18 protein-coding genes, 1 pseudogene and 1 riboswitch are annotated in these 18607 nt (G+C 73.0%); of the genes and pseudogenes, 9 read left to right on the forward strand and 10 right to left on the reverse strand.

Going from position 1 to position 18607, the window contains the following annotated elements; translation table 11 throughout:
* Positions 1–60: 60 nt before the first annotated feature.
* The 6 genes and pseudogenes from msrA to OG440_RS03030 form a co-directional block, all read right to left on the reverse strand.
* The gene (gene msrA, locus OG440_RS03005) at positions 61–573 is read right to left on the reverse strand and encodes a peptide-methionine (S)-S-oxide reductase MsrA (protein ID WP_406005247.1); all 513 of its coding nucleotides are present in this window, start codon (positions 571–573) and stop codon (positions 61–63) included.
* Between the two features lie 191 nt (positions 574–764).
* The gene (locus tag OG440_RS03010) at positions 765–1853 is read right to left on the reverse strand and encodes an FAD-dependent oxidoreductase (protein WP_406005248.1); all 1089 of its coding nucleotides are present in this window, start codon (positions 1851–1853) and stop codon (positions 765–767) included.
* Positions 1854–2049: 196 nt separating this feature from the next.
* The gene (locus OG440_RS03015) at positions 2050–2814 is read right to left on the reverse strand and encodes a CbtA family protein (RefSeq protein WP_406005249.1); all 765 of its coding nucleotides are present in this window, start codon (positions 2812–2814) and stop codon (positions 2050–2052) included.
* A 22-nt stretch (positions 2815–2836) separates the two neighbouring features.
* On the reverse strand, positions 2837–3058 hold the full coding sequence (locus tag OG440_RS03020) for a CbtB-domain containing protein (RefSeq protein ID WP_020129103.1): 222 nt from the start codon (positions 3056–3058) through the stop codon (positions 2837–2839).
* Between the two features lie 35 nt (positions 3059–3093).
* A riboswitch (cobalamin riboswitch) is annotated at positions 3094–3248 on the reverse strand.
* Positions 3249–3336: 88 nt separating this feature from the next.
* Positions 3337–4413, reverse strand: coding sequence for an enoyl-CoA hydratase/isomerase family protein (locus tag OG440_RS03025; RefSeq protein ID WP_406005250.1), 1077 nt, complete (start codon positions 4411–4413; stop codon positions 3337–3339).
* Positions 4410–4544: pseudogene (locus tag OG440_RS03030) on the reverse strand (acyl-CoA dehydrogenase); the annotation flags it as partial. The gene OG440_RS03025 and the pseudogene OG440_RS03030, both read right to left, overlap by 4 nt.
* Before the next feature lie 191 nt (positions 4545–4735).
* Between OG440_RS03030 and OG440_RS03035 the strand changes: the two are divergent.
* The 6 genes from OG440_RS03035 (at position 4736) to OG440_RS03060 (ending at position 12411) form a co-directional block, all read left to right on the forward strand.
* Positions 4736–6172, forward strand: a complete 1437-nt coding sequence (locus tag OG440_RS03035) for a DUF1996 domain-containing protein (RefSeq protein ID WP_406005251.1) — start codon at positions 4736–4738, stop codon at positions 6170–6172.
* A gap of 71 nt (positions 6173–6243) precedes the next feature.
* Positions 6244–6882: a hypothetical protein gene (locus tag OG440_RS03040; protein ID WP_406005252.1), complete on the forward strand. Its 639-nt coding sequence runs from the start codon at positions 6244–6246 to the stop codon at positions 6880–6882.
* A gap of 434 nt (positions 6883–7316) precedes the next feature.
* The gene (locus OG440_RS03045) at positions 7317–8504 is read left to right on the forward strand and encodes a hypothetical protein (protein WP_406005253.1); all 1188 of its coding nucleotides are present in this window, start codon (positions 7317–7319) and stop codon (positions 8502–8504) included.
* A gap of 122 nt (positions 8505–8626) precedes the next feature.
* Positions 8627–9187, forward strand: coding sequence for a (2Fe-2S)-binding protein (locus tag OG440_RS03050; protein WP_406005254.1), 561 nt, complete (start codon positions 8627–8629; stop codon positions 9185–9187).
* A 66-nt stretch (positions 9188–9253) separates the two neighbouring features.
* On the forward strand, positions 9254–10294 hold the full coding sequence (locus OG440_RS03055) for an FAD binding domain-containing protein (protein WP_406005255.1): 1041 nt from the start codon (positions 9254–9256) through the stop codon (positions 10292–10294).
* On the forward strand, positions 10291–12411 hold the full coding sequence (locus OG440_RS03060) for a xanthine dehydrogenase family protein molybdopterin-binding subunit (protein ID WP_406005256.1): 2121 nt from the start codon (positions 10291–10293) through the stop codon (positions 12409–12411). The genes OG440_RS03055 and OG440_RS03060 overlap by 4 nt, the downstream gene beginning before the upstream one ends.
* Before the next feature lie 32 nt (positions 12412–12443).
* Here the strand turns inward: OG440_RS03060 and OG440_RS03065 are convergent, their stop codons facing one another.
* Positions 12444–13454, reverse strand: coding sequence for a hypothetical protein (locus tag OG440_RS03065; protein ID WP_406005257.1), 1011 nt, complete (start codon positions 13452–13454; stop codon positions 12444–12446).
* Positions 13455–13681: 227 nt separating this feature from the next.
* Between OG440_RS03065 and OG440_RS03070 the strand changes: the two genes are divergently transcribed.
* From OG440_RS03070 to tgmB, 3 genes are all read left to right on the forward strand, one after another.
* Positions 13682–13969, forward strand: a complete 288-nt coding sequence (locus tag OG440_RS03070) for a DUF1232 domain-containing protein (protein ID WP_406005258.1) — start codon at positions 13682–13684, stop codon at positions 13967–13969.
* A gap of 223 nt (positions 13970–14192) precedes the next feature.
* Complete coding sequence (tgmA, locus tag OG440_RS03075) at positions 14193–14384, forward strand: putative ATP-grasp-modified RiPP (protein ID WP_406005259.1); 192 nt, start codon at positions 14193–14195, stop codon at positions 14382–14384.
* Positions 14385–14400: 16 nt separating this feature from the next.
* Positions 14401–15387, forward strand: coding sequence for an ATP-grasp ribosomal peptide maturase (tgmB, locus tag OG440_RS03080; RefSeq protein WP_406005260.1), 987 nt, complete (start codon positions 14401–14403; stop codon positions 15385–15387).
* A gap of 64 nt (positions 15388–15451) precedes the next feature.
* Here the strand turns inward: tgmB and OG440_RS03085 are convergent, their stop codons facing one another.
* The 3 genes from OG440_RS03085 to OG440_RS03095 all read right to left on the reverse strand — a co-directional run bounded on the left by OG440_RS03085 (position 15452) and on the right by OG440_RS03095 (position 18459).
* Positions 15452–15697, reverse strand: a complete 246-nt coding sequence (locus OG440_RS03085) for a DUF5133 domain-containing protein (RefSeq protein ID WP_406005261.1) — start codon at positions 15695–15697, stop codon at positions 15452–15454.
* Positions 15698–15802: 105 nt separating this feature from the next.
* Positions 15803–17572 carry an ABC transporter ATP-binding protein gene (locus tag OG440_RS03090; RefSeq protein WP_406005262.1) on the reverse strand — a complete coding sequence of 590 codons (1770 nt, stop codon included), beginning with the start codon at positions 17570–17572 and terminating at the stop codon, positions 15803–15805.
* Positions 17573–17598: 26 nt separating this feature from the next.
* A complete protein-coding gene (locus OG440_RS03095; protein ID WP_406005263.1) occupies positions 17599–18459 on the reverse strand; it encodes an aldo/keto reductase in 861 nt (286 codons plus the stop codon).
* Positions 18460–18607 lie beyond the last annotated feature (148 nt).

Consider the following 18607-nt stretch of genomic DNA (forward strand, 5'->3'; position numbering starts at 1 on the left):
GGACGCCGCCCGGCATCGGCCTCCGGCACGGTGGAGCGACGGTGCCGTCGGCGGGACGGTTCAGCCCTGCGTGCGGGCCGGGAGCCGCCATCCCGGGCGCGGGAAGTGGCAGGTGTAGCCGTCGGGGTAACGCTCCAGGTAGTCCTGGTGCTCCGGCTCGGCCTCCCAGAAGGGGCCTGCCGGCTCGACCTCGGTGACGGCCTTGCCCGGCCACAGTCCGGAGGCGTCCACGTCCGCGATGGTGTCCTCGGCGACCCGCTTCTGCTCGTCGTCCACGTAGTAGATCGCCGAGCGGTAGCTGAGGCCGATGTCGTTGCCCTGGCGGTTCGCGGTGCTCGGGTCGTGGATCTGGAAGAAGAACTCCAGGAGCGTGCGGTAGTCGGTCTGCTCGGGGTCGAAGAGGATCTCGATGGCCTCCGCGTGGGTGCCGTGGTGACGGTAGGTGGCGTTCGGCACGTCACCGCCGGTGTATCCGACCCGGGTCGCCGTCACCCCCGGGAGCCTGCGGATCAAGTCCTGCATCCCCCAGAAGCATCCGCCCGCCAGCACGGCCCTCTGCGTCTGCGTTGCCATCTCAGCACCTTCCGTCTCTCTCGCCCCGGCCCCTCGCGCTGCTCGCGCGCACACCGTGGACGACCCAGCCTTCGTGGATACAACAGCACGTGAGAGGCCTGAACAATTCCGCACCCACGCGATCGGCCCGGCCGCCTCGGGCGCGGGCAACGGTTCCGCCACCGTCAAGGCGGCCCCGCCTGCCGACCGCCCTAGGCCGCGCGTCCCAGGCGGAAGCGGGGAAGGGGCTCGACGCGGCCGGTGGCGAGGTCGGCGGCCATCGCGCCGATGAGCGGCGTGAACTTCGCGCCGTGCCCGGAGCACGGGGAGACGACGACGAAGGGGCCGTGGCGGTCCAGGACGAAGTCCTCGTCCGGGGTGGTGGTGTAGAGACAGGTCGCCTCGGCGACCGGGTCGGGTTCGAGGCCCGGGAGGCGGTCGCGGACGAAGCCGCTCACGCGTGTCCGCGACGACGGGTCGGCCACCCCGCTGCGGGTGCGGGCGGTGGCCGGGGTCCCACGGTCGTGCTCGGCGACCTTGACCGCGGGCAGCGGGCCCCCGTCGCTTCCGGACGGCAGGCCGTACAGCTGAAGCTCCCCGTCCCAGACCAGGGTCGGCCACTCGACGGAGGGGTCCCGCTGCCGGAAGTGGAAGACCTGCTGCTGGGTCACCGCCAACGGCGGCAGGGCGAAGGGCAGTCCGATTTCGGGCAGCCAGGCACCGGCCGCGATCACCACCGTGTCGGCGACGATCTCGCGGCCGTCGTCGGTGCGCAGGCGCACCCGCGCGTTCCCCCGGACGTCGATGCCGATGACGCGGGTGCCGAACACGGCCCGCGCCCCGTGGGCGATCGCCCGCCGTACGCAGGTGGCGACGGTGTCGTCGGCGTTGATCACGCCCGCCTCCGGGTGGTGGAGCACCGGACCGGTGACACGGATGTACGGCCAGCGTTCCGCGGCGGCTCGCGGGCCGAGGAGTTCGTGGCGCACGCCGGCCGCCCCGAGCAGGTCCGCGATCGCCTTCGGGTCGCGGTCCTCGCCCATGTCGAGCCCGCCGGTCGTACGCAGCAACGAGGTCGAGCCGTCGTCCTCCAGCTCCCGCCACCGCTCGTGCGCCAGTCCGGTCAACCGTACGTAGAAGGGGTCGGCGTAGGCCCGCCGGAAGATCCGCGAACTGCCGTGCGAGCTGCCGTTTCGGTGGCCCACGTCGTACGCATCGACGAGCGTGACCTCGTGGCCCCTGCGGGCCAGCTGCCAGGCGGTGGCCGCGCCCATGAGCCCGGCGCCGACGACGGCGATCACAGTCCCTCCCGGGAATCCAGTGGGTGCCCGCGAGCGGACCGCGGGCCTTGGCTGCCCACTCGATCGTAAGGGCGACCGGATCCTCGGGTTCCAGGCGGGGCAGGTCCGGGCGCCGCCGACCCTCCTGGCCCGGGAACGCGAGGGGGCCCCCGGACGGTTCCGTGGGCCCCCTCGGCGTATCGCTCTGCCGGTCAGGTCACCGTGGGGCGACCGCCGGGGTGCCCGCGCTCAGCGTGGCGGGCGCGGGGTGCAGCAGCCGTTCGGCCAGTTCGCCGAAGACGAGGCCGAAGCCGCCCCAGAGCGTGACCTGCATGGCGAGGGCGGACAGGCGGAACCGCCACAGCAGGGCCGCCGGGAAGTCGCTCGGCACCTCGTCGACGGCCGGCAGGAACGCGTAGGCGAGCCCGATGACGAGCACGAAGCCGAGGACGGCGACGACGGTGGCGTACCAGGTGCCCAGCTTCGGTGCGAGCCGCTTGCCCACGATCACCGCCGCCACCGCGAGGAGCACGCTGAGCACCATCATCAGGAAGTAGAGCGTGGTCCGCTTGCCGATGGTGTCGCCGTCGCCGACCGCGGGCGGGTTCGCCGGGTACTTCAGGAACGGCACGACGTACACGGCGAGCAGGGCGGTCCCCGCCAGCAGGAGGGCCGTGGCCCGCGGGGTGAAGCGGCCTGTGCGGCCGAGGGCGAAGCAGAAGGCGAGGGCGGCGATGCCGCCGAAGGCCACCCCGTAGAACAGCACACCGGTGGCGAGGCCGGCGGTGGACTGGAGGCTGCGGGAGACGAGTTCGACCTCGTGCTCGTGTGCGTGGGCGGAGGCGTGGGACTCCTCGAAGCCGATCGCGCTGTCGACGTTCGGCTCACCGAGGAAATAGGCGACGATCAGGGCGAGCACGCCGGCGGCGAGGCCGGCGAGCATGCCCCGCACGAGCAGATTTCTTACCGTTGCGGAGTTCATGGGTGTGCTGGGGTTCCCCTCGTCAGTGGCAGGGGAAGCCGAGCAGGTGGCGTGCGTCATGCACCCACTCGTGAACGTCCTCGCCGGAGACGACGGCGGTCGCGCCTTGCTCCGCGCCGACGAAGTAGAGCAGAACGAGCATCAGGACACCGAAGAAGACCGCCCAGGGGGCGATGTCCTTCAACGGCAACTTGGCCGGTACGACGGGCGTGGTGGTAGTCGGCTGGGCGACATGCTGCGCCATGGCAAGACCTCCTCTGGGAGTTCGCGTCCCATCTCGGTGGTGCACATGACGACGGCCACGGGTCTGACTCGCGATGCGCTCCCTTACGGGATGCACCGTCCACAGTGGCGCGACCGTGCCGGATTCTCACCGGCTTCCGTCTCGCCGTCGTCGATATCAGAGCGACGGTACCGCGTGTCGGGCCGTCGGCCAATACCGCCCCACCTGCCGTGATGCCGCTCTCCACGGCGGGGTGGCCCGGATCACCACGCCGGTCGCGCCCGCCGCGCCGGTTCCGCTCACCCGGCGGCCTCCCCGGTGATGTCCGTTGCGGCGAGCCGGAGTTCACGTTCGCCGAGCGGGGTGAAATAGCGCTCCACGTCGGCCTCCGTGACCTCGGCGAGGGTGGCCGGCGACCAACGCGGCCTGCGGTCCTTGTCGATGACCTGGGCGCGGATGCCCTCGACCAGGTCGGGTGTGGTCAGGGCCGCGCAGGAGACGCGGTACTCCTGCTCCAGCACCCGCTCCAGCGTGCAGAGTCGCCGGGCACGGCGCAGGGCGACCAGGGTGACCTTGAGCGTGGTGGGCGACCTGGTCAGCAGAATCTCGGCGGTCTCCTTCGCCGCCGGGTCGCCGTGGGCGAACAGCCGTCGGACGATCTCCTCGACGGTGCCGGCCGCGTAACAGGAGTCGATCCACTCCCGCCGGCCGGCCAACTCCCCTTCCGGCAGGGGATGTACATGACGGTTCAGGGCTTCCCGTACGGGCAGGTCGGCGAGGTCGTCGACCAAGTCGCGCAGCGAGGCGGACGGTACGAAGTGGTCGGCGAGTCCGCACGACACCGCGTCCCCCGCGCCGATCTGCGCACCCGTCAGGGCGAGATGGGTGCCCAGTTCGCCCGGCGCGCGGGCGAGCAGGTAGGTGCCGCCGACGTCGGGCACGAAGCCGATGCCGGTCTCGGGCATGGCGATCCTCGACCGTTCGGTGACCACCCGGAAGCCGCCGTGCGCCGAGACGCCGACACCGCCGCCCATCACGATGCCGTCCATCAGGGCGACGTAGGGCTTCGGACAGCGGGCGATGCGCGCGTTGAGGCGGTACTCGTCGCGCCAGAAGGCGGCCGACGCGGTGCCGTCGCCGTCGCGGGCGTCGTCGTGCACGGCGCGGATGTCGCCGCCCGCGCACAGGCCGCGCTCCCCCGCGCCGGAGAGGACGACGGTCTCGACGGCCGGGTCGCGTTCCCAGGCGGTCAGCGCCTCGTCGATCCGGCGCACCATCGCGTGGTTCAGGGCGTTGATGGCCCTCGGCCGGTTGAGCGTGATGTGGCCGGCCCGGCCGGCGGTGTGCAGCAGGACGGGGTCCTCGACGTCGTTCATCCGGATACCTCCGTCAGGCCACGGGCCACATGGACGTGCATGATCTCGTTGCTTCCTTCCAGGATCCGCCGGGCACACAGGTCAGGGACGATCTTCCCTGCTCCGTGGTGGCCGCGGTAGCGCCGGCCCCCGCCGCCGACGTGGGAAGCCGACCCGACGCGACGGTGTCACGGCCGCCGCGCACAGTTCTTACGTGTCCATGACGCACGGCCTCGACAAGGGCTGCGGAGAACCGACTTGGGTGAGGCTGAGGGCTCCCCGGCCGACGAGCGACGCGCGTCGCCGCCGAGCCGAGAACCACATCGTGAAATCGGGAGTCCTCATGCGAGCAGATCACAGGCGCGGCCGAAGCCGCCGCAACGCCATCCTGGCGGTCACGGCGTTGCTGGCAGGGGGCGGCGGTCTCGTGGCCGTGAACTACGCCGCGAACGCGTCCGACGTCACCGCCGCCGCCCCCACGACGCGGTCCGCCCGGACGATCAGCTGCCCGGACGTGAAGGGCGCACTGCCTGCCGTTCCCCGGCAGGCGCGAACCGAAGTGGACCGGAATCTGGAGTTGTTGGACCGACAGACCGCGCAGGCCGACCGGCGGCTGGTGGACACCCGTGGGGAGGGAGGCCCGAACTTCGTGCAGAACGCGATCCTCGGCCCCCTCGAAGGCAAGAGGGCGGCGGCCATCGAACGGATCGCCATCGCCATCGGGCGGGTGGCCGCCAAGCCCTCGGGGCTGGAGGGCCTCGCCGCCTGCACCCTCGGCCTCGATCCGTCCGGGGCCGGGGCCGCGAGCCGGAGCCCGGGCGGCGCACCGGGCGACGGAGGCGAGGGAAGCGACGCCGGACAGCAGGGAAACGGGTCCGGTGCCGCGGAGCGGAGCGACGACGGGCCCACCGCGGCCGACTTCGTCGACATCACCAAGGTGGCCCCGAACGTGCCCAGGGTCCGCCGGCAGGCAGGCGCCTCGACCGGAGCGTTCATCTCCCGGTGCGGAGTGAACAAACAGGGACAGCACAACTCGGACAACGACATCGTGGCTCCGGGTGTCAGCAACGGGGCACACCATGTCCACGACTACGTGGGCAACCGGAAGGTGGACTTCAACTCGACGAACGAGTCCCTGAGCGCCCAGGGCACCTCATGCACCAACGGCGACCGGTCCGCGTACTACTGGCCCGTCCTGCGGGACACCACCCGTCAGGGCCCCGACGCCCATGCCCTCGGCGGTGGGGCCGAGGGCAACAAGGGAGCCATCCTGGTGCCCGCGACCGTCTCGATCAGTTACCAGGGCAGCCCCACCGGCAAGGTCGTGGCGATGCCCCGCTTCCTGCGGATCATCACCGGTGACGCCAAGGCCTTCACGAACGGCACCAAGAACGCCAACGCCCACTGGAGCTGCACCGGCTTCGAGAACAGGGTGCAGCTCACCGACAAGTACCCGATCTGTCCCGCCGGCAGCAAGGTGGTCCGCAGCTTCGCCTTCCAGAGCTGCTGGGACGGCCGCAACGTCGACAGCGCCGATCACCGCAGCCACGTCGCCTTCGCCGACGCGGGCGGCAACTGCGCCCGGGGCTTCAGGGCCATCCCGCAGCTGACCATGCGGCTCACCTACAGGGCCCCCGCGGCACCCGACTTCGCCGTCGACGGTTTCCAGGGACAGCGGCACAGCGCCGTCACGGACCACAACGACTTCATCAACGTCATGAGCGACCGGCTCATGAACCAGGCGGTCTCCTGCATCAACTCGGGTCGCCGCTGCGGCTGAACCGACTCACAAGATCTTACGAAGCCCTTACACGGCCGCCTCACGTGACGTGACGCGCCTACGATCGCGAGGTGTCGACCATCCGGAACATCGCCCTCGTCACCGCTGCGCCCCTTCTGCTGGCCGCGGCGGGCGCCGCCCACCCGCACGGCCTGTCCAGGGCGACAGCCGCGGACTGGACACATCTGCACATCGCACTGCTGCCGGTCTTCCCGCTGCTCACGGTCGGCCTCCTCGTCCCTCTCCGGCGCCGCCCCCGACCGGACCTCGCCGGCCTGGCCACGGTGGTCGCCTGGGTGAGCGCGTTCCTGTACGCGGCCTTCTACACCGGCCTGGACGCGGTGGCCGGCATCGCGGCGGGGACCGCGGTCGAGCACGCTGCCGGGACGGCGAGCATCGGCCCGCTCAAGTACCCCCTCTACGACACGGGCGAGTCGCTCGGGCAGGTCGGCGCCTACGCCCTCGTCGTCGCCGTCGTGGCCACGGCGGTCGCCCTCTACCCGGAGCACGGCGCCCGGGTCCTGCCCGGAACCGTGGTGCTTCTGGTGGCCGGCTGGTCCTTCAGGGACAGCCACATCTTCTGGCCCCGGGGCGTGTGGACCATGCTCGGCTTCGCCCTGGGCTTCGCCCTGCTCACCGCGGGGGTCGCAAGGGGCGGATCACTCCCGCTGCGCGCCCGGGCGGAACGCGGGGCCCTCCGCGCCGGATGAGCCGGCGGCCCGGGTTTCCCCCGGGCCCCGGCGCCGCGGGCCTTCCCGGCGACGTCGTGAAGGACAGGGCTCACCCCTGTGCGGATGGTGGGCGAGCCCTGTCCACCGGTTCCGATTCTCGGGCCTGGGGACCGGCGGGCCCACGGGTGCGGAGGCGTCGACCGTGGTGAACGGCGCACACCCCGTACGAGTGGCGCACACCCCCGCACCGGTCCTCGGCGCGGAGGCCGGATCCGGACGCGTGACCGGTGTCGCACCGGGGAAGGGGCATGCCGGCGGGACGCCTCCGGGCGGCCGCGCCACCGACCCGCTTGATCGCGCACCCCCCGCGGCGAGTGATACTGGCCTTCGCACGCCGTCGCCACGTCGTCACCGCCCTCACGAATGGACTCACACTCATCTCCGCGACCGTTTTGCCCACGACGCCCTCCACGGTGTGGCAGACCCGTGGCCGTCACACCGGCCCCGCCGCTCCGGACGTCCTGCGCAGGCATCTTCAGGCGCTCAAGGACGCCGAGACCGTCCAGGACTTCACGGAGCTGCCCGACACCGACACCCCCGAGGGGGAGACGGCCTTCGAGGCCCGGTGGCTGGTCGCGGAGGAGGTGACCGTCCGTGCCCGGCTGAGGCTCGCCGAGTGGGCGGGCCCGGGCCAGGAATGGACGCTGACGGCGGAGGCCGAGCGGCCGTGGGACCAGCGGTGGCCGTCGCCCGCCGAGATGTTCTGGTCCTGGGAGGCGGACACGCCGTGGGGCAACGAGACCGTCACCGGTGAGCGGTTCCTGGCCACCAATCCGCTCCCGGCGGACGAGAAGGAGCTGCGGCGCGTGCTCCGGGGCGCCCTGCGGGACACCTGGACCGTCCACCTCCTCGTGCACGAGGCCATGACCCCCGACGAGCGCGGCCGGCGGTCGCTCGTCCCCCTGCTGCCGCCGGGCCTGCATCACCGGGTCGTCGAGCACCGCGCGGCCCCGCACCAGCTGCGCACCGTGAACTGGGCCCTCAAGGAGGCCGGGGTGGAGCTGCCGCGCGGCGGTGCGCTGGTGCTGCCCGGCGCTCCCGCTCCGGCCGACTACGACGCCGCCGACTACTCGGTGCGCAGCGTGTTCCTGGACGGCACCCATCCCACCGAGCTGCTGGACGCCGTACGGCGCTTCGCCACGCTGCCCAGGCCGCTGCCGGAGGACGCCGACGCCGCGCTCACCGCGCTGCGGGAGGAGTGGCAGCTGCTGACCCCGCAGGAGGAGCTCGCGCGGGAGCGCAAGCTCGTGGCGATGTACAAGGAGGCGCTGGAGGCGATGACGGAGTCCCGGGACCTGTACCGGGAGGCCGCCGAGCACGCCCACGAGGCGCTGGCCGCGTACCGCGAGGCGGCCGCCGAGGCCGGGGTACCGCGGCAGGCGCCGGTCCGCAAGAGCGGCTCGCCGTTCCAGCAGCTGGGCCGGACCCTGGAGCGGTTCAAGGAGACGACGAAGGGCCTGCGCCCGTCGGCGCCCGCCGCTCCCCGGCCTCGGGACGAGTCGCCGGAGGAAGGGCACATCACCGGCGGCACGGGCGCCACAGCGGTCACGGGTGCCACGGGCGCCTCCGGCGGCGACGACCCCGAGGCAGCCGGCCGATAGGCGCAGGTGGGCGGCCGACAGGCGCCCGAGCCCGAATTGCCTCCTCCCGGGACGTGTCACCCGCCCCACTCTGGATACGCGGTCCCCACGGCACCACGCACCGCCCCGGAAGGGACCAGGACATGGGCACCGAGCACGGCCCCCGGTCATCGCCCCACCGATCCGACACGACGCTGCGCGTCAACGGCAAGCCGCACACCCTCACCGTCGACCACCGACGCGTGCTGCTGGACGTGCTGCGGGAGGATCTGGACCTCACCGGAGCGAAGAAGGGCTGTGACCACGGCCAGTGCGGCGCGTGCACCGTCCTCGTCGACGGGCGGCGCGTCAACAGCTGTCTGCTGCTCGCCGTCACCCTGGACGGCAGCGACATCACGACCGTCGAGGGCCTGTCCGGCGACGGCGAGGAGCCGCATCCGCTCCAGCGGGCCTTCCTGGACCGCGACGCCTTCCAATGCGGGTACTGCACGCCCGGACAGATCTGCTCGGCGGTCGGCGCGCTCGCCGAGGCCGAGGCGGGCCATCCCTCGCACGTCACGGACCCGGCGATGCCCTCCGGACGGCCCGTCGCGCTGGACCGCGACGAGATCCGCGAACGGCTCAGCGGCAACCTCTGCCGCTGCGGCGCGTACCCGCGCATCGTCGACGCGGTCGAGGACGTGACCGGCGCGGGCAGCACATGACCGGGCCGGCGGCCCGACGACACGAGCGGGGCAACCGCGACCGGGGCAACCAGAGGACGTGATCCGGTGGACACCTTCGCCTATGTACGGGCCGGCAGTCTCGCGGAGGCCGCCGAGGCCTACGCCGCACACCCGGGCGCACGCTATCTGGGCGGCGGCACGAACCTCGTCGACCTGATGAAACTGGGCGTGGAACGGCCGACCGCCCTCGTCGACGTGACCCGGCTCCCGCTGGACGAGGTGACGGAGCTGCCGGACGGGTCGCTGCGGATCGGCGCCCTGGTGCGCAACAGCGACCTCGCGGCGCACCCGCGCGTCCGGGACCGCTACCCCGTCCTCTCCCAGGCGGTGCTCGCGGGCGCCTCGGGCCAGCTGCGCAACGCCGCCACCACCGGCGGGAACCTACTCCAGCGCACCCGCTGCCCCTACTTCCAGGACGTCTCCAAGCCGTGCAACAAACGCGAGCCGGGCAGCGGGTGCGCCGCCCGGAACGGCGTGCACCGCGATCACGCGGTGTTCGGGCACTCCGACCACTGCATCGCCACCCACCCCTCGGACATGGCGGTGGCGCTGGCCGCGCTGGACGCCGAGGTCGAGCTGTACGGCACGGCCGGCGTGCGCCGGGTGGCGGCGGCCGAGTTCCACCGGCTGCCCGGGGCGGAGCCGGAGCGGGACACCGTGATCGAACCCGGCGAGCTCGTCACCGCCGTTCTGCTGCCGGCCGCCACGGCCGGACTGCCGTCCGCTTACCGCAAGGCGCGCGACCGTGCCTCGTACGCCTTCGCGCTGGCCTCCGTCGCCGTGGTCCTGGAGGTCACCGACGGTGTCGTCGCGCGGGCGGGGATCGCCTTCGGGGCACTGGCACACCGCCCGTGGCGGGCGTGGCGGGCCGAGGCGGCGCTGCTGGGCACGGCTCCCACCCGGGCGGCCTTCGAGCGCGCCGTCGAACTGGAGCTGTCCGAGGCCCGGCCGCTGCGCGACAACGCGTACAAGGTGCCGCTGGCCCGCAACCTCGCCGTCGACGTCCTGACTCGACTCGTACCGCGAGAGCCCGGATCGCAGGGGCCCGGAGCGCAGGGGCTTCGACCGCACGTGGAGGACTCATGACCGCCGTGGGCGCTCCCGCCGAGCGCAGGGAGGGCCGGGAAAAGGTCACCGGAACCGCCCGGTACGCCGCCGAACAGCCCCTTCCCGGAAGGCTGTTCGCCCGCCCCGTGGCGGCGACGATCGTGCGGGGCAGGGTGACCGACATCGACGCCTCCGCCGCGTCGGCGCTGCCCGGTGTCGTCACCGTGCTCACCCATCGCAACGCCCCCCGCCTCGCCGCGGGGGACGACGCCACCCTCGCCGTGCTCCAGGACTCCGAGGTGCCGAACCGGGGCTGGTTCGTCGCCCTGGTGGTGGCCGAGAGCCCGGAGGCGGCCCGGGCCGGCGCGGCCGCCGTACGGGTCTCCTACGCCGAGGAGAAGCACGACGTCACGCTCACCGCCGCGCACCCGCAGGCGTACGTCCCCGAGAAGGTCGGCGGGACGTTCCCGGGCGCACGGGAACTGGGCGACCCCGACGGCGCGTTCGCCGACGCACAGGTGCGGGTCGACGCCGGCTACCGGGTGCCGCCGCTGCACAACCACCCCATGGAGCCGCACGCCAGCACCGCGCACTGGGACGGTGAACGGCTCACGGTGCACACCTCCAGCCAGGGCACCACGGTCGTGCGCTCCGTGCTCGGCACGATGTTCGGGCTGGCGAAGGAGCGGATCACGGTCGTGGCCGAGCATGTCGGCGGTGGCTTCGGGTCCAAGGGCACGCCCCGGCCCGACGTGGTGCTCGCGGCGATGGCCACCTGGCACACCGGCCGCCCGGTCACCGTGGTCCTCCCCCGCCGGGCCATGCCCACCTCCGTCGGCCACCGCGCGTCCACCCTGCACCGGCTGCGCCTGGGCGCGGACGTCGACGGCAGGCTGACGTCGCTCGTGCACGAGGTGACCACGTACACGTCCCGCGTCAAGGAGTTCGTCGAGTACGCCGCCATCCCGGCCCGCGTCATGTACGCCGCCCCGAACCTGCGCAGCCTGCACCGCGTGGTCCGGCTCGACGTGCCGACGCCGTCGTGGATGCGGGCGCCCGGCGAGGCGCCGGGCATGTACGCCCTGGAGTCGGCGATGGACGAACTGGCCGAGGCGCTCGGGATGGACCCGGTCGAGGTGCGGATCCGCAACGAACCGGACACCGAACCGGACAGCGGCAAGCCGTTCAGCAGCCGGCACCTGGTGGAGTGCCTGCGGGAGGGCGCCCGCCGGTTCGGGTGGTCCGACCGGGACCACCGCCCCCGAACGCGCTCCGCCGGCCCGCTGCTCCTCGGGACGGGCGTGGCCGCCGCCACGTACCCGGTGCAGGCGTATCCGTCGAGGGCGGCGGTGCGTGCCCTGCCGGACGGGTCCTTCCTCGTCGAGGTGAACGCCGCGGACATCGGCACCGGCGCCCGCACGGTCCTGGCGCAGGTCGCGGCGGACGCCCTGGGGGTGCCCCTGGAGCGGGTGCGGATCCGGGTGGGCAGCAGTGATCTCCCGGCGGCCCCGCTGGCAGGCGGCTCCTCGGGTACCGCCTCCTGGGGCTGGGCGGTGCACGAGGGCTGTGTACGGCTCGCCGCGCAGCTGGCGGAACGTCAGGGTCCGTTGCTTGCGGAGGGGTTGGAGGTCCGCGCCGACACCAAGGGCGCGGCCGACGCCGAAAGCCCCTACGCGCGGCACGCGTTCGGGGCACATTTCGCGGAGGTCTCCGTGGACACGGTGACCGGGGAGGTGCGGGTGCGCCGGCTGCTCGGGGTGTACGCGGCGGGGCGCATCCTCAACCCCCGTACCGCGCGCTCCCAGTTCGTCGGCGGGATGACCATGGGCCTGGGCATGGCGCTGACCGAGGGCAGCACCCTGGACGCCGCCTTCGGCGACTTCACCGAGTCGGATCTCGCGGCCTACCACGTGCCCGCGCACGCCGACGTACCGGACATCGAGGCGCACTGGATCGACGAGGACGATCCGCACCTCAACCCCGTGGGCGGCAAGGGGATCGGCGAGATCGGCATCGTGGGCACGGCGGCCGCCATCGGCAACGCCGTGCACCACGCCACGGGTGTCCGCTTCCGCGAACCGCCGCTCACCCCCGACCGGGTGCTGACGGGTCTGCTGGAGAACCAGGCCCCTCAGCCCCCGGCACCGAGCGGCTGAGTCGCCGCCGGGCGGCGCCGCCGGAGCAGGCGTCAGTCCGGGGTGCCCGGCGCGGCGGGCGCCCGCCGCCCGCCGCGCAGACACGCGAGGAGGGCGAGGAGCGCCGTCAGCGCGGCTGCTGCGGCCGTCGTCGCGGTGAGCCAGGACGGCGCGAGGGTCGCCTCCGTGATCCCGGACGCTGCCGTCCATTCGACGCGCCCGACGAGCAGTTGGGCGCCGGCGAGCGCCGCCGGCACGAGTACGGCCGCCACGAGCAGCGCCGGCGTGGGCCGGCGGACCAGCAGCAGGGCCACCAGCAGGACCGACAGGAGGCAGGCGGCGGCCTGCACGAGGGTGGCCGCGAGGCCGGCCGCGGAGGCACCGTCGTGGTGCACGGGGACGTGCGCGGCTGCGCACAGGGCCAGAGCCACCGCGGTGGCCCACACCGTCCACGGCACGACGACCGGTCCCGAGCGGTCCGGTGACTGCCCAGGCGGCTGCCCCGGCGGCTGCGGCCGTGCCTGCGCCTGTGGCCGGAGGTCGCCGTCGGCCGGGTCGGCGGGGGACGCGGTGGGCGGCACTTCGCCCTGCGGGACGGACGACGGCGGCGCCACGAGCCCCGCCCGCTGGCGCGCGAGCCGCTCGGCGAGCTCCATCACCTCCTCGACGGAGCGGCTCTCGGCCGCGGCGCGGATCATGTGCCCGGCGTGCTCCGCGTGGTGCGGCGGCCGGGACAGCACGCTCACCAGCCGGGGCACGTCCTCCAGGGGCCGGTCGGTGCCGACCACGCGCAGCACCCCGGCCGCCGCGTCCACGCCTCCCTCGGACTGTTCGAGCAGGGTGACAAGCCGGGCGACGTCCTCCAACGGCCGGTGGGCCGCCGCGGCGTGGAGGAGACCGTCGACGGGGTCGGGGTAGGCGGGGCCGGTCTCGCCCGGCGGGCCCGCCTCGGGCCCGTGCGCGGAGGCGGTCGGCGGAGCCGGGGGCACCGCGGTGGCGGCGGAGGTGTCGGCGAAGGGTGGGACGGTACGGTCCGTGACGGACCGGGTGGAGCGGGTGATCATGCTGAGCTCTCTCTGGAGGGTGCGGTCGCCCCTGCACCCCCGAGATGCGACACGCGACGTGACCCTGCCCATTACAGGGGCCGTCCGGCGGGCTCCGCCACTCGGGCGCGGCAGCCGTGTGAATCGCGTCCGATGCGGTATTCCCGCCGGAAAGGGGAATCCGGAAACGGCAGGCGGGGAAACCGGGTAAGGGCAGAAGCCGCGCGACGGACCATATGGGAGGGCCCGTGGATGCGCCAACCACGCTCGTCGTCGTCGCGGTGCTCGTGGCCGTGGCGGTGTTCGCCGTTGCCGCCGCCATGTTCGTGCGCCTGGTCCGGGCCCGTCGCGGCCTGAGGCGGGCCGGGCTTCCGACCGGGCCGCGCTGGGTGTTCTGGGGTGCGGTCCTGTACTTCGTGCTCCCCACCGACGTCCTGCCGGACCCCGTCTACCTCGACGACATCGGTGTCCTCCTGCTGGCCCTGCGTTCCCTGCGCCGCACCCCCGACGACGCTCCCGAGCGGCTCCCCGACTGACCGTCCGGGAAGAGGTTTTCACCTCCGCTCGACCCGATCTCCCCTGCTCCGCGCCCTGTTCGGCACCCGACCGCGCGATGATCACGGAGAGTAAGGAAACCAACCACCCGTTCGATTCGTATAAGTGACTGAAGGACCCACCTATCCGGCAACAGGCAGCGGGCCCGAGTGACGTCGCACAGCGGCACCGCTTGATCGAGGCAGTACCGACGAGGGAGAGACGATGCAACCGTTCACGCTCAACTACGCACGCCCAGCGGCCGAGTTGGAGTACAGCACTCCGTACGCCTATGACCCCGGAATGCAGTTGAACGTACTCTTCGACGGCCGGATCGCCGCTCGTGACCACGCCCTCCTGAGAGAACTCGGGACCACGACCTCGACGGCGGGCTCCAAGACCCACTTCGACGACTGAACACGGGCCGACGAAAATGACCGTGCTCATCCTTACCTGTGAAGAGGACGTCACGGCGGACATGGTGGTCGTGCACCTGAACGCCGCGGCCGTCCCCGTCGTCCGGCTGGACCCGGCCGACCTGACCCACTCCGTCGCGCTCTCCGGCGAGTACGTGCACGGCGCCTTCCGGGGCCACCTGTCGTCCGCCGGACGGCTGGTGAGCCTCGAAGGGCTGCGGTCGGTGTGGGTCCGGCGGCCCGGCGCGGCGGCGGCCCGGGCGGCCGAGCCGTCCGCGTGGCTGACGGAGGAGGCCTCGCAGGCGCTGTACGGCATGCTCCGCGGCACCGGCGCACGCTGGATGAACCACCCGGACGCGTCCCAGCGCGCCCGGCACAAGCCCTGGCAGCTGCGGCTGGCGCAGCTCAGCGGGCTGCCCGTACCGGCCACCATCGTGACGACGTTCCCGCAGGCGGCCCGCGAGTTCGCGGACCGTTACCCGGACCTGGTGGTCAAGCCGGTCTCCGGGGCGCATCCGCAGGATCCACCCCGGGCGGTGCCCACCACCCGGGTCCCGCCCGGCGCGGACTTCGCCGCCGTCGCCTACGGTCCGACGCTGCTCCAGCGCCGGGTGGCCAAGCGGGCCGACATACGGCTGACCGCGGTCGGCGACCGCATGCTGGCCGCCCGCAAGGAGACGACCCCCGGCGGCGACCCCGACGTGGTGGACGTGCGCTACTCGCCCTCCACCACGCCCTGGCGCCCCGCCGACGTCCCGCCGCGTCTCGCCGAGGCCGTGCGCAGGTATCTGCGGGAGGCGGAACTGGTCTACGGCGCCTTCGACTTCGCCGAGGACGCCGACGGGACGTGGTGGTTCCTGGAGTGCAATCAATCGGGTCAGTTCGGCTTCGTGGAAGTGGACACCGGGCAGCCGATCGCCCGCACCATCGCGGAGTGGCTGGCCGGAGAGCCCCCGGAGCGCGATGCCCGGCGGGCCGACCGGTGCGGCTCCACCGCCTCGTGAGACGTCCGGGCGCGGCGGGCGCCACCGGGCGCACCGCCGTGCCGGGTCCGGCTGGGGGCCGTTCTCAGACGGCCAGGGACAGCCCGCTCTCCGGGTCCCGCGCGGGCGCCGCCGCCGCGGACTCGAGCAGGGCGTCCGCCGCGGCGACCGCCTCGCGGACGTCGGGCGTACCCATGAGCACGCACAGGGTGTACGTCACGTCCTGTAGTTCACGAGCCGTCTGCGGCCTGTCCCATTCCGCCTGAGCGATCCTCAGCGTCGCGTACCGGGTCAGCAACGTCCTGGCGACCCTCGGGTCCGGAACGATCACGAGCGCTCCTCTCTCCTGTTTGCGCTGCGTGTGCCCGGGCCTGGGCGAATCATGCACGGCGGACGGAAATGTCACCCGCCGGGGTCATGTTCCGGCCATCTGCGCTCAGGCGACCTGCCCGCTGTGCAGCTCCGCGTACGCGCCGCCCCGGTGGAGGAGTTCGTCGTGCGTGCCGGTCTCCAGGATCCGCCCCTCCCCCATCACCACGATCCGGTCCGCGCCGCGCACGGTGGACAGCCGGTGCGCCACCACGAAGGTGGTGCGGCCGCGCAGCAGCCGGGCGAGGGCCTGCTGGACGAGCGCCTCGGAGCGGGTGTCGAGCGCGGACGTCGCCTCGTCCAGGACCAGCACCTTCGGGTCCCGGATCAGGGCGCGGGCGATGGCCAGCCGCTGCTTCTGCCCGCCCGACAGCCGTGCCCCGCGCTCCCCGACGAGGGTGTGCAGACCGTCGGGGAGCCGGTCGACGAACTCCAGCGCGTTGGCGTCGCGCAGGGCCGCCCGGACCGTCTCCTCGTCGGCCTCGTCCTCCATTCCGTAGGCGACGTTCTCGCGGATCGTGCCGTCGAAGAGGATCGACTCCTGCGGCACCACCGACACGAACCTGCGGTAGGTGCGCAGGTCGAGGGTGTCCATGTCGGTCCCGTCGAGCAGCACCCGGCCCGCGGTCGGCCGGATGAAGCCGATGACGAGGCTGAGCACCGTGGACTTGCCCGCGCCGGACGCCCCCACGAGGGCGACCGTCTCCCCCGGCCGGACGGAGAGGGTGAAGTCGCGCACCGCCCGGCTGCCGCTGTCGTAGGCGTAGCCGACGTCCTCGAAGGTCACGCGGCCGTGCAGGGTGGTGAGTTCGGACTTGCCCTCGTTGTCCTCCAGCTCGGGCGCCTGGAGGACCTCGCCGACCGACCGCACCGACTCCAGGCCCTTGGTGATGACCGGGGCCAGGCCGGTGAGGGTGGTGGTGGAGTTGGTGAGGGTGGTCAGGAAGGCGCTCAGCATCACGACGTCGCCGGCGGTGACGCCCCAGACGCCGTAGTACGAGATCAGCGCGGCGCCGGTGAGGACGAGGACCCCGATCACGTTGAGCAGCACCCAGGCGAGGGAGCCGAAGCGGCCGTTGAGCAGGTCGAGTCGCATCCCGGAGGTGAGCAGCCGGCTGAGGGTGCCGTCCATGCGGCGCAGCGCCTTGCCCTCGAGGCCGTGGGCGCGGGTGACCGGGATCAGCCGGGTCATCTCGGTGACGCGCGAGGAGAGGGTCTCCACCTCGTGCCGGAAGTCCTCGTTGTGGCTGCGCAGCCGGGCCCGCAGGCGGCCCACGAGGACGGCGGCGACGGGCACGACGACGAGGAAGACGGGCACGAACTCGGGGGTGCGCACCGCGATGATGACCAGGCCGCCGGTGAGCACGGTGAGCGCGCCGAGCCCCTGCTCGGCGGTCTGCTGCACCATCTGCTCCACGGTCTCGACGTCCCGCACCACCTTGGCCTGGAGCACGCCGGCGCTGACCCGGGAGTGGTAGCCGATGGACAGCTGCTGCATACGGGTGCACAGCGCGGACCGCAGGCTGGTGCCCATACGGCGGACGCTGCCGTAGAGCAGCCGCACGTAGAGGAGGTGCAGGGGGTAGTTGACCAGCAGGATGAACAGGATGACGCCGGTGCTCGTCCAGAGTCTGCCGACCGGCTGGTGCTGGACGACGATGTCGATGATGGACGCGGTGATCAGCGGCAGCAGCCAGACCGGGCTGTGTTTGACGGTGAACACGCCGACCGCGCCGGCGAGGCGGCGCCGGTCGGCGCGCAGGAGGTAGGCGAGGGTGCGGATCGGGTGCTCGCCCCGGTAGCGGTGGTCGAGCGGTCTTTCGTACGGCGACGCCATGGACGGCGGTCCTCCCGGTGGTCGTGTCAGACGGCGGCGTCCAGCTCCGCGAGTTCACCGGCGGTGAGGACGAGGTCCGTGGCCGCGAGGGAGTCGAGGATCGTCTCGGGGCGGCTGGCGCCGGGGATGGGCACCACGACCGGTGATGCGGCGAGCATCCAGGCCAGGCACACCCGTTGCGGGCTGACCCCGTGGGCCTCGGCGACATGGGCGAACGGCGCGTAGGCGGAGCCCAGTTCGCGGGCGCGGGAGATGCCGCCGAGGGGGCTCCACGGCAGGAAGGCGATGCCGAGCTCGTCGCACAGGCGCAGTTCGGGCTCGCTGGAGCGGAAGGCCGGGGAGAACTGGTTCTGTACGGCGGCCAGGCGCCCGCCGAGGATGTCGTTCGCCTGCCGGATCTGCTCGGCGTTCGCGTTGGAGATGCCGGCGGCGCGGATCTTGCCCTCGTCCAGCAGCTCCCGGACCGCGCCGACGGACTCCGCGTACGGGATCCGCGGGTCGGGGCGGTGGAACTGGTACAGGCCGATGGCCTCCACGCCGAGCCGGCGCAGCGACGCCTCGCAGGCGGCCTTGAGGTGTGCGGGGCTCCCGTCGAGGGTCCAGCTGCCGTCGCCGGGGCGCAGGTGGCCGCCCTTGGTGGCGACCAGGACGTCCCGGCCGCGGCCGTGGCCGGCGAGGGCTTTGGCGATCAGGGTCTCGTTGTGGCCGACCTCGTCGGCGTGCAGGTGGTAGGCGTCGGCGGTGTCGATCAGGGTGACACCGGCGTCCAGCGCGGCGTGGATCGTGGCGAGGGACCGGGCCTCGTCCGGTCGTCCCTCGATCGACATCGGCATGGCGCCGAGGCCGATCGCGCTGATGTCCAGGTCTCCGATACGGCGGGTCTGCATGGGCTCGCGACCTCTTTCGGATGCGCGCGGGCAGGGGGAAGTCCGGTGCACCGGGAGGTGATCGCGGTGCACCGGACGTCCTCCAGCCTGGCCCCGCCGTCGGCCGCGGGTCCAATGGAGATAAGCGAACGCATTCAGCAGTGGGGCC

It is taken from the genome of Streptomyces sp. NBC_00637 (genome assembly GCF_045161545.1).
In the GTDB taxonomy this organism is placed as follows: Bacteria; Actinomycetota; Actinomycetes; order Streptomycetales; family Streptomycetaceae; genus Streptomyces.

What these genes read in the sequence shown, in the direction of transcription:
- OG440_RS03015 (WP_406005249.1), bottom strand. Translation starts at nt 2,814, where the DNA reads ATGAACTCCGCAACGGTAAGAAATCTGCTCGTGCGGGGCATGCTCGCC.
- tgmB (WP_406005260.1), top strand. Translation starts at nt 14,401, where the DNA reads ATGACCGTGCTCATCCTTACCTGTGAAGAGGACGTCACGGCGGACATG.
- OG440_RS03090 (WP_406005262.1), bottom strand. Translation starts at nt 17,572, where the DNA reads ATGGCGTCGCCGTACGAAAGACCGCTCGACCACCGCTACCGGGGCGAG.
- OG440_RS03025 (WP_406005250.1), bottom strand. Translation starts at nt 4,413, where the DNA reads ATGAACGACGTCGAGGACCCCGTCCTGCTGCACACCGCCGGCCGGGCC.
- OG440_RS03065 (WP_406005257.1), bottom strand. Translation starts at nt 13,454, where the DNA reads ATGATCACCCGCTCCACCCGGTCCGTCACGGACCGTACCGTCCCACCC.
- msrA (WP_406005247.1), bottom strand. Translation starts at nt 573, where the DNA reads ATGGCAACGCAGACGCAGAGGGCCGTGCTGGCGGGCGGATGCTTCTGG.
- OG440_RS03095 (WP_406005263.1), bottom strand. Translation starts at nt 18,459, where the DNA reads ATGCAGACCCGCCGTATCGGAGACCTGGACATCAGCGCGATCGGCCTC.
- OG440_RS03020 (WP_020129103.1), bottom strand. Translation starts at nt 3,058, where the DNA reads ATGGCGCAGCATGTCGCCCAGCCGACTACCACCACGCCCGTCGTACCG.
- OG440_RS03035 (WP_406005251.1), top strand. Translation starts at nt 4,736, where the DNA reads ATGCGAGCAGATCACAGGCGCGGCCGAAGCCGCCGCAACGCCATCCTG.
- tgmA (WP_406005259.1), top strand. Translation starts at nt 14,193, where the DNA reads ATGCAACCGTTCACGCTCAACTACGCACGCCCAGCGGCCGAGTTGGAG.
- OG440_RS03060 (WP_406005256.1), top strand. Translation starts at nt 10,291, where the DNA reads ATGACCGCCGTGGGCGCTCCCGCCGAGCGCAGGGAGGGCCGGGAAAAG.
- OG440_RS03050 (WP_406005254.1), top strand. Translation starts at nt 8,627, where the DNA reads ATGGGCACCGAGCACGGCCCCCGGTCATCGCCCCACCGATCCGACACG.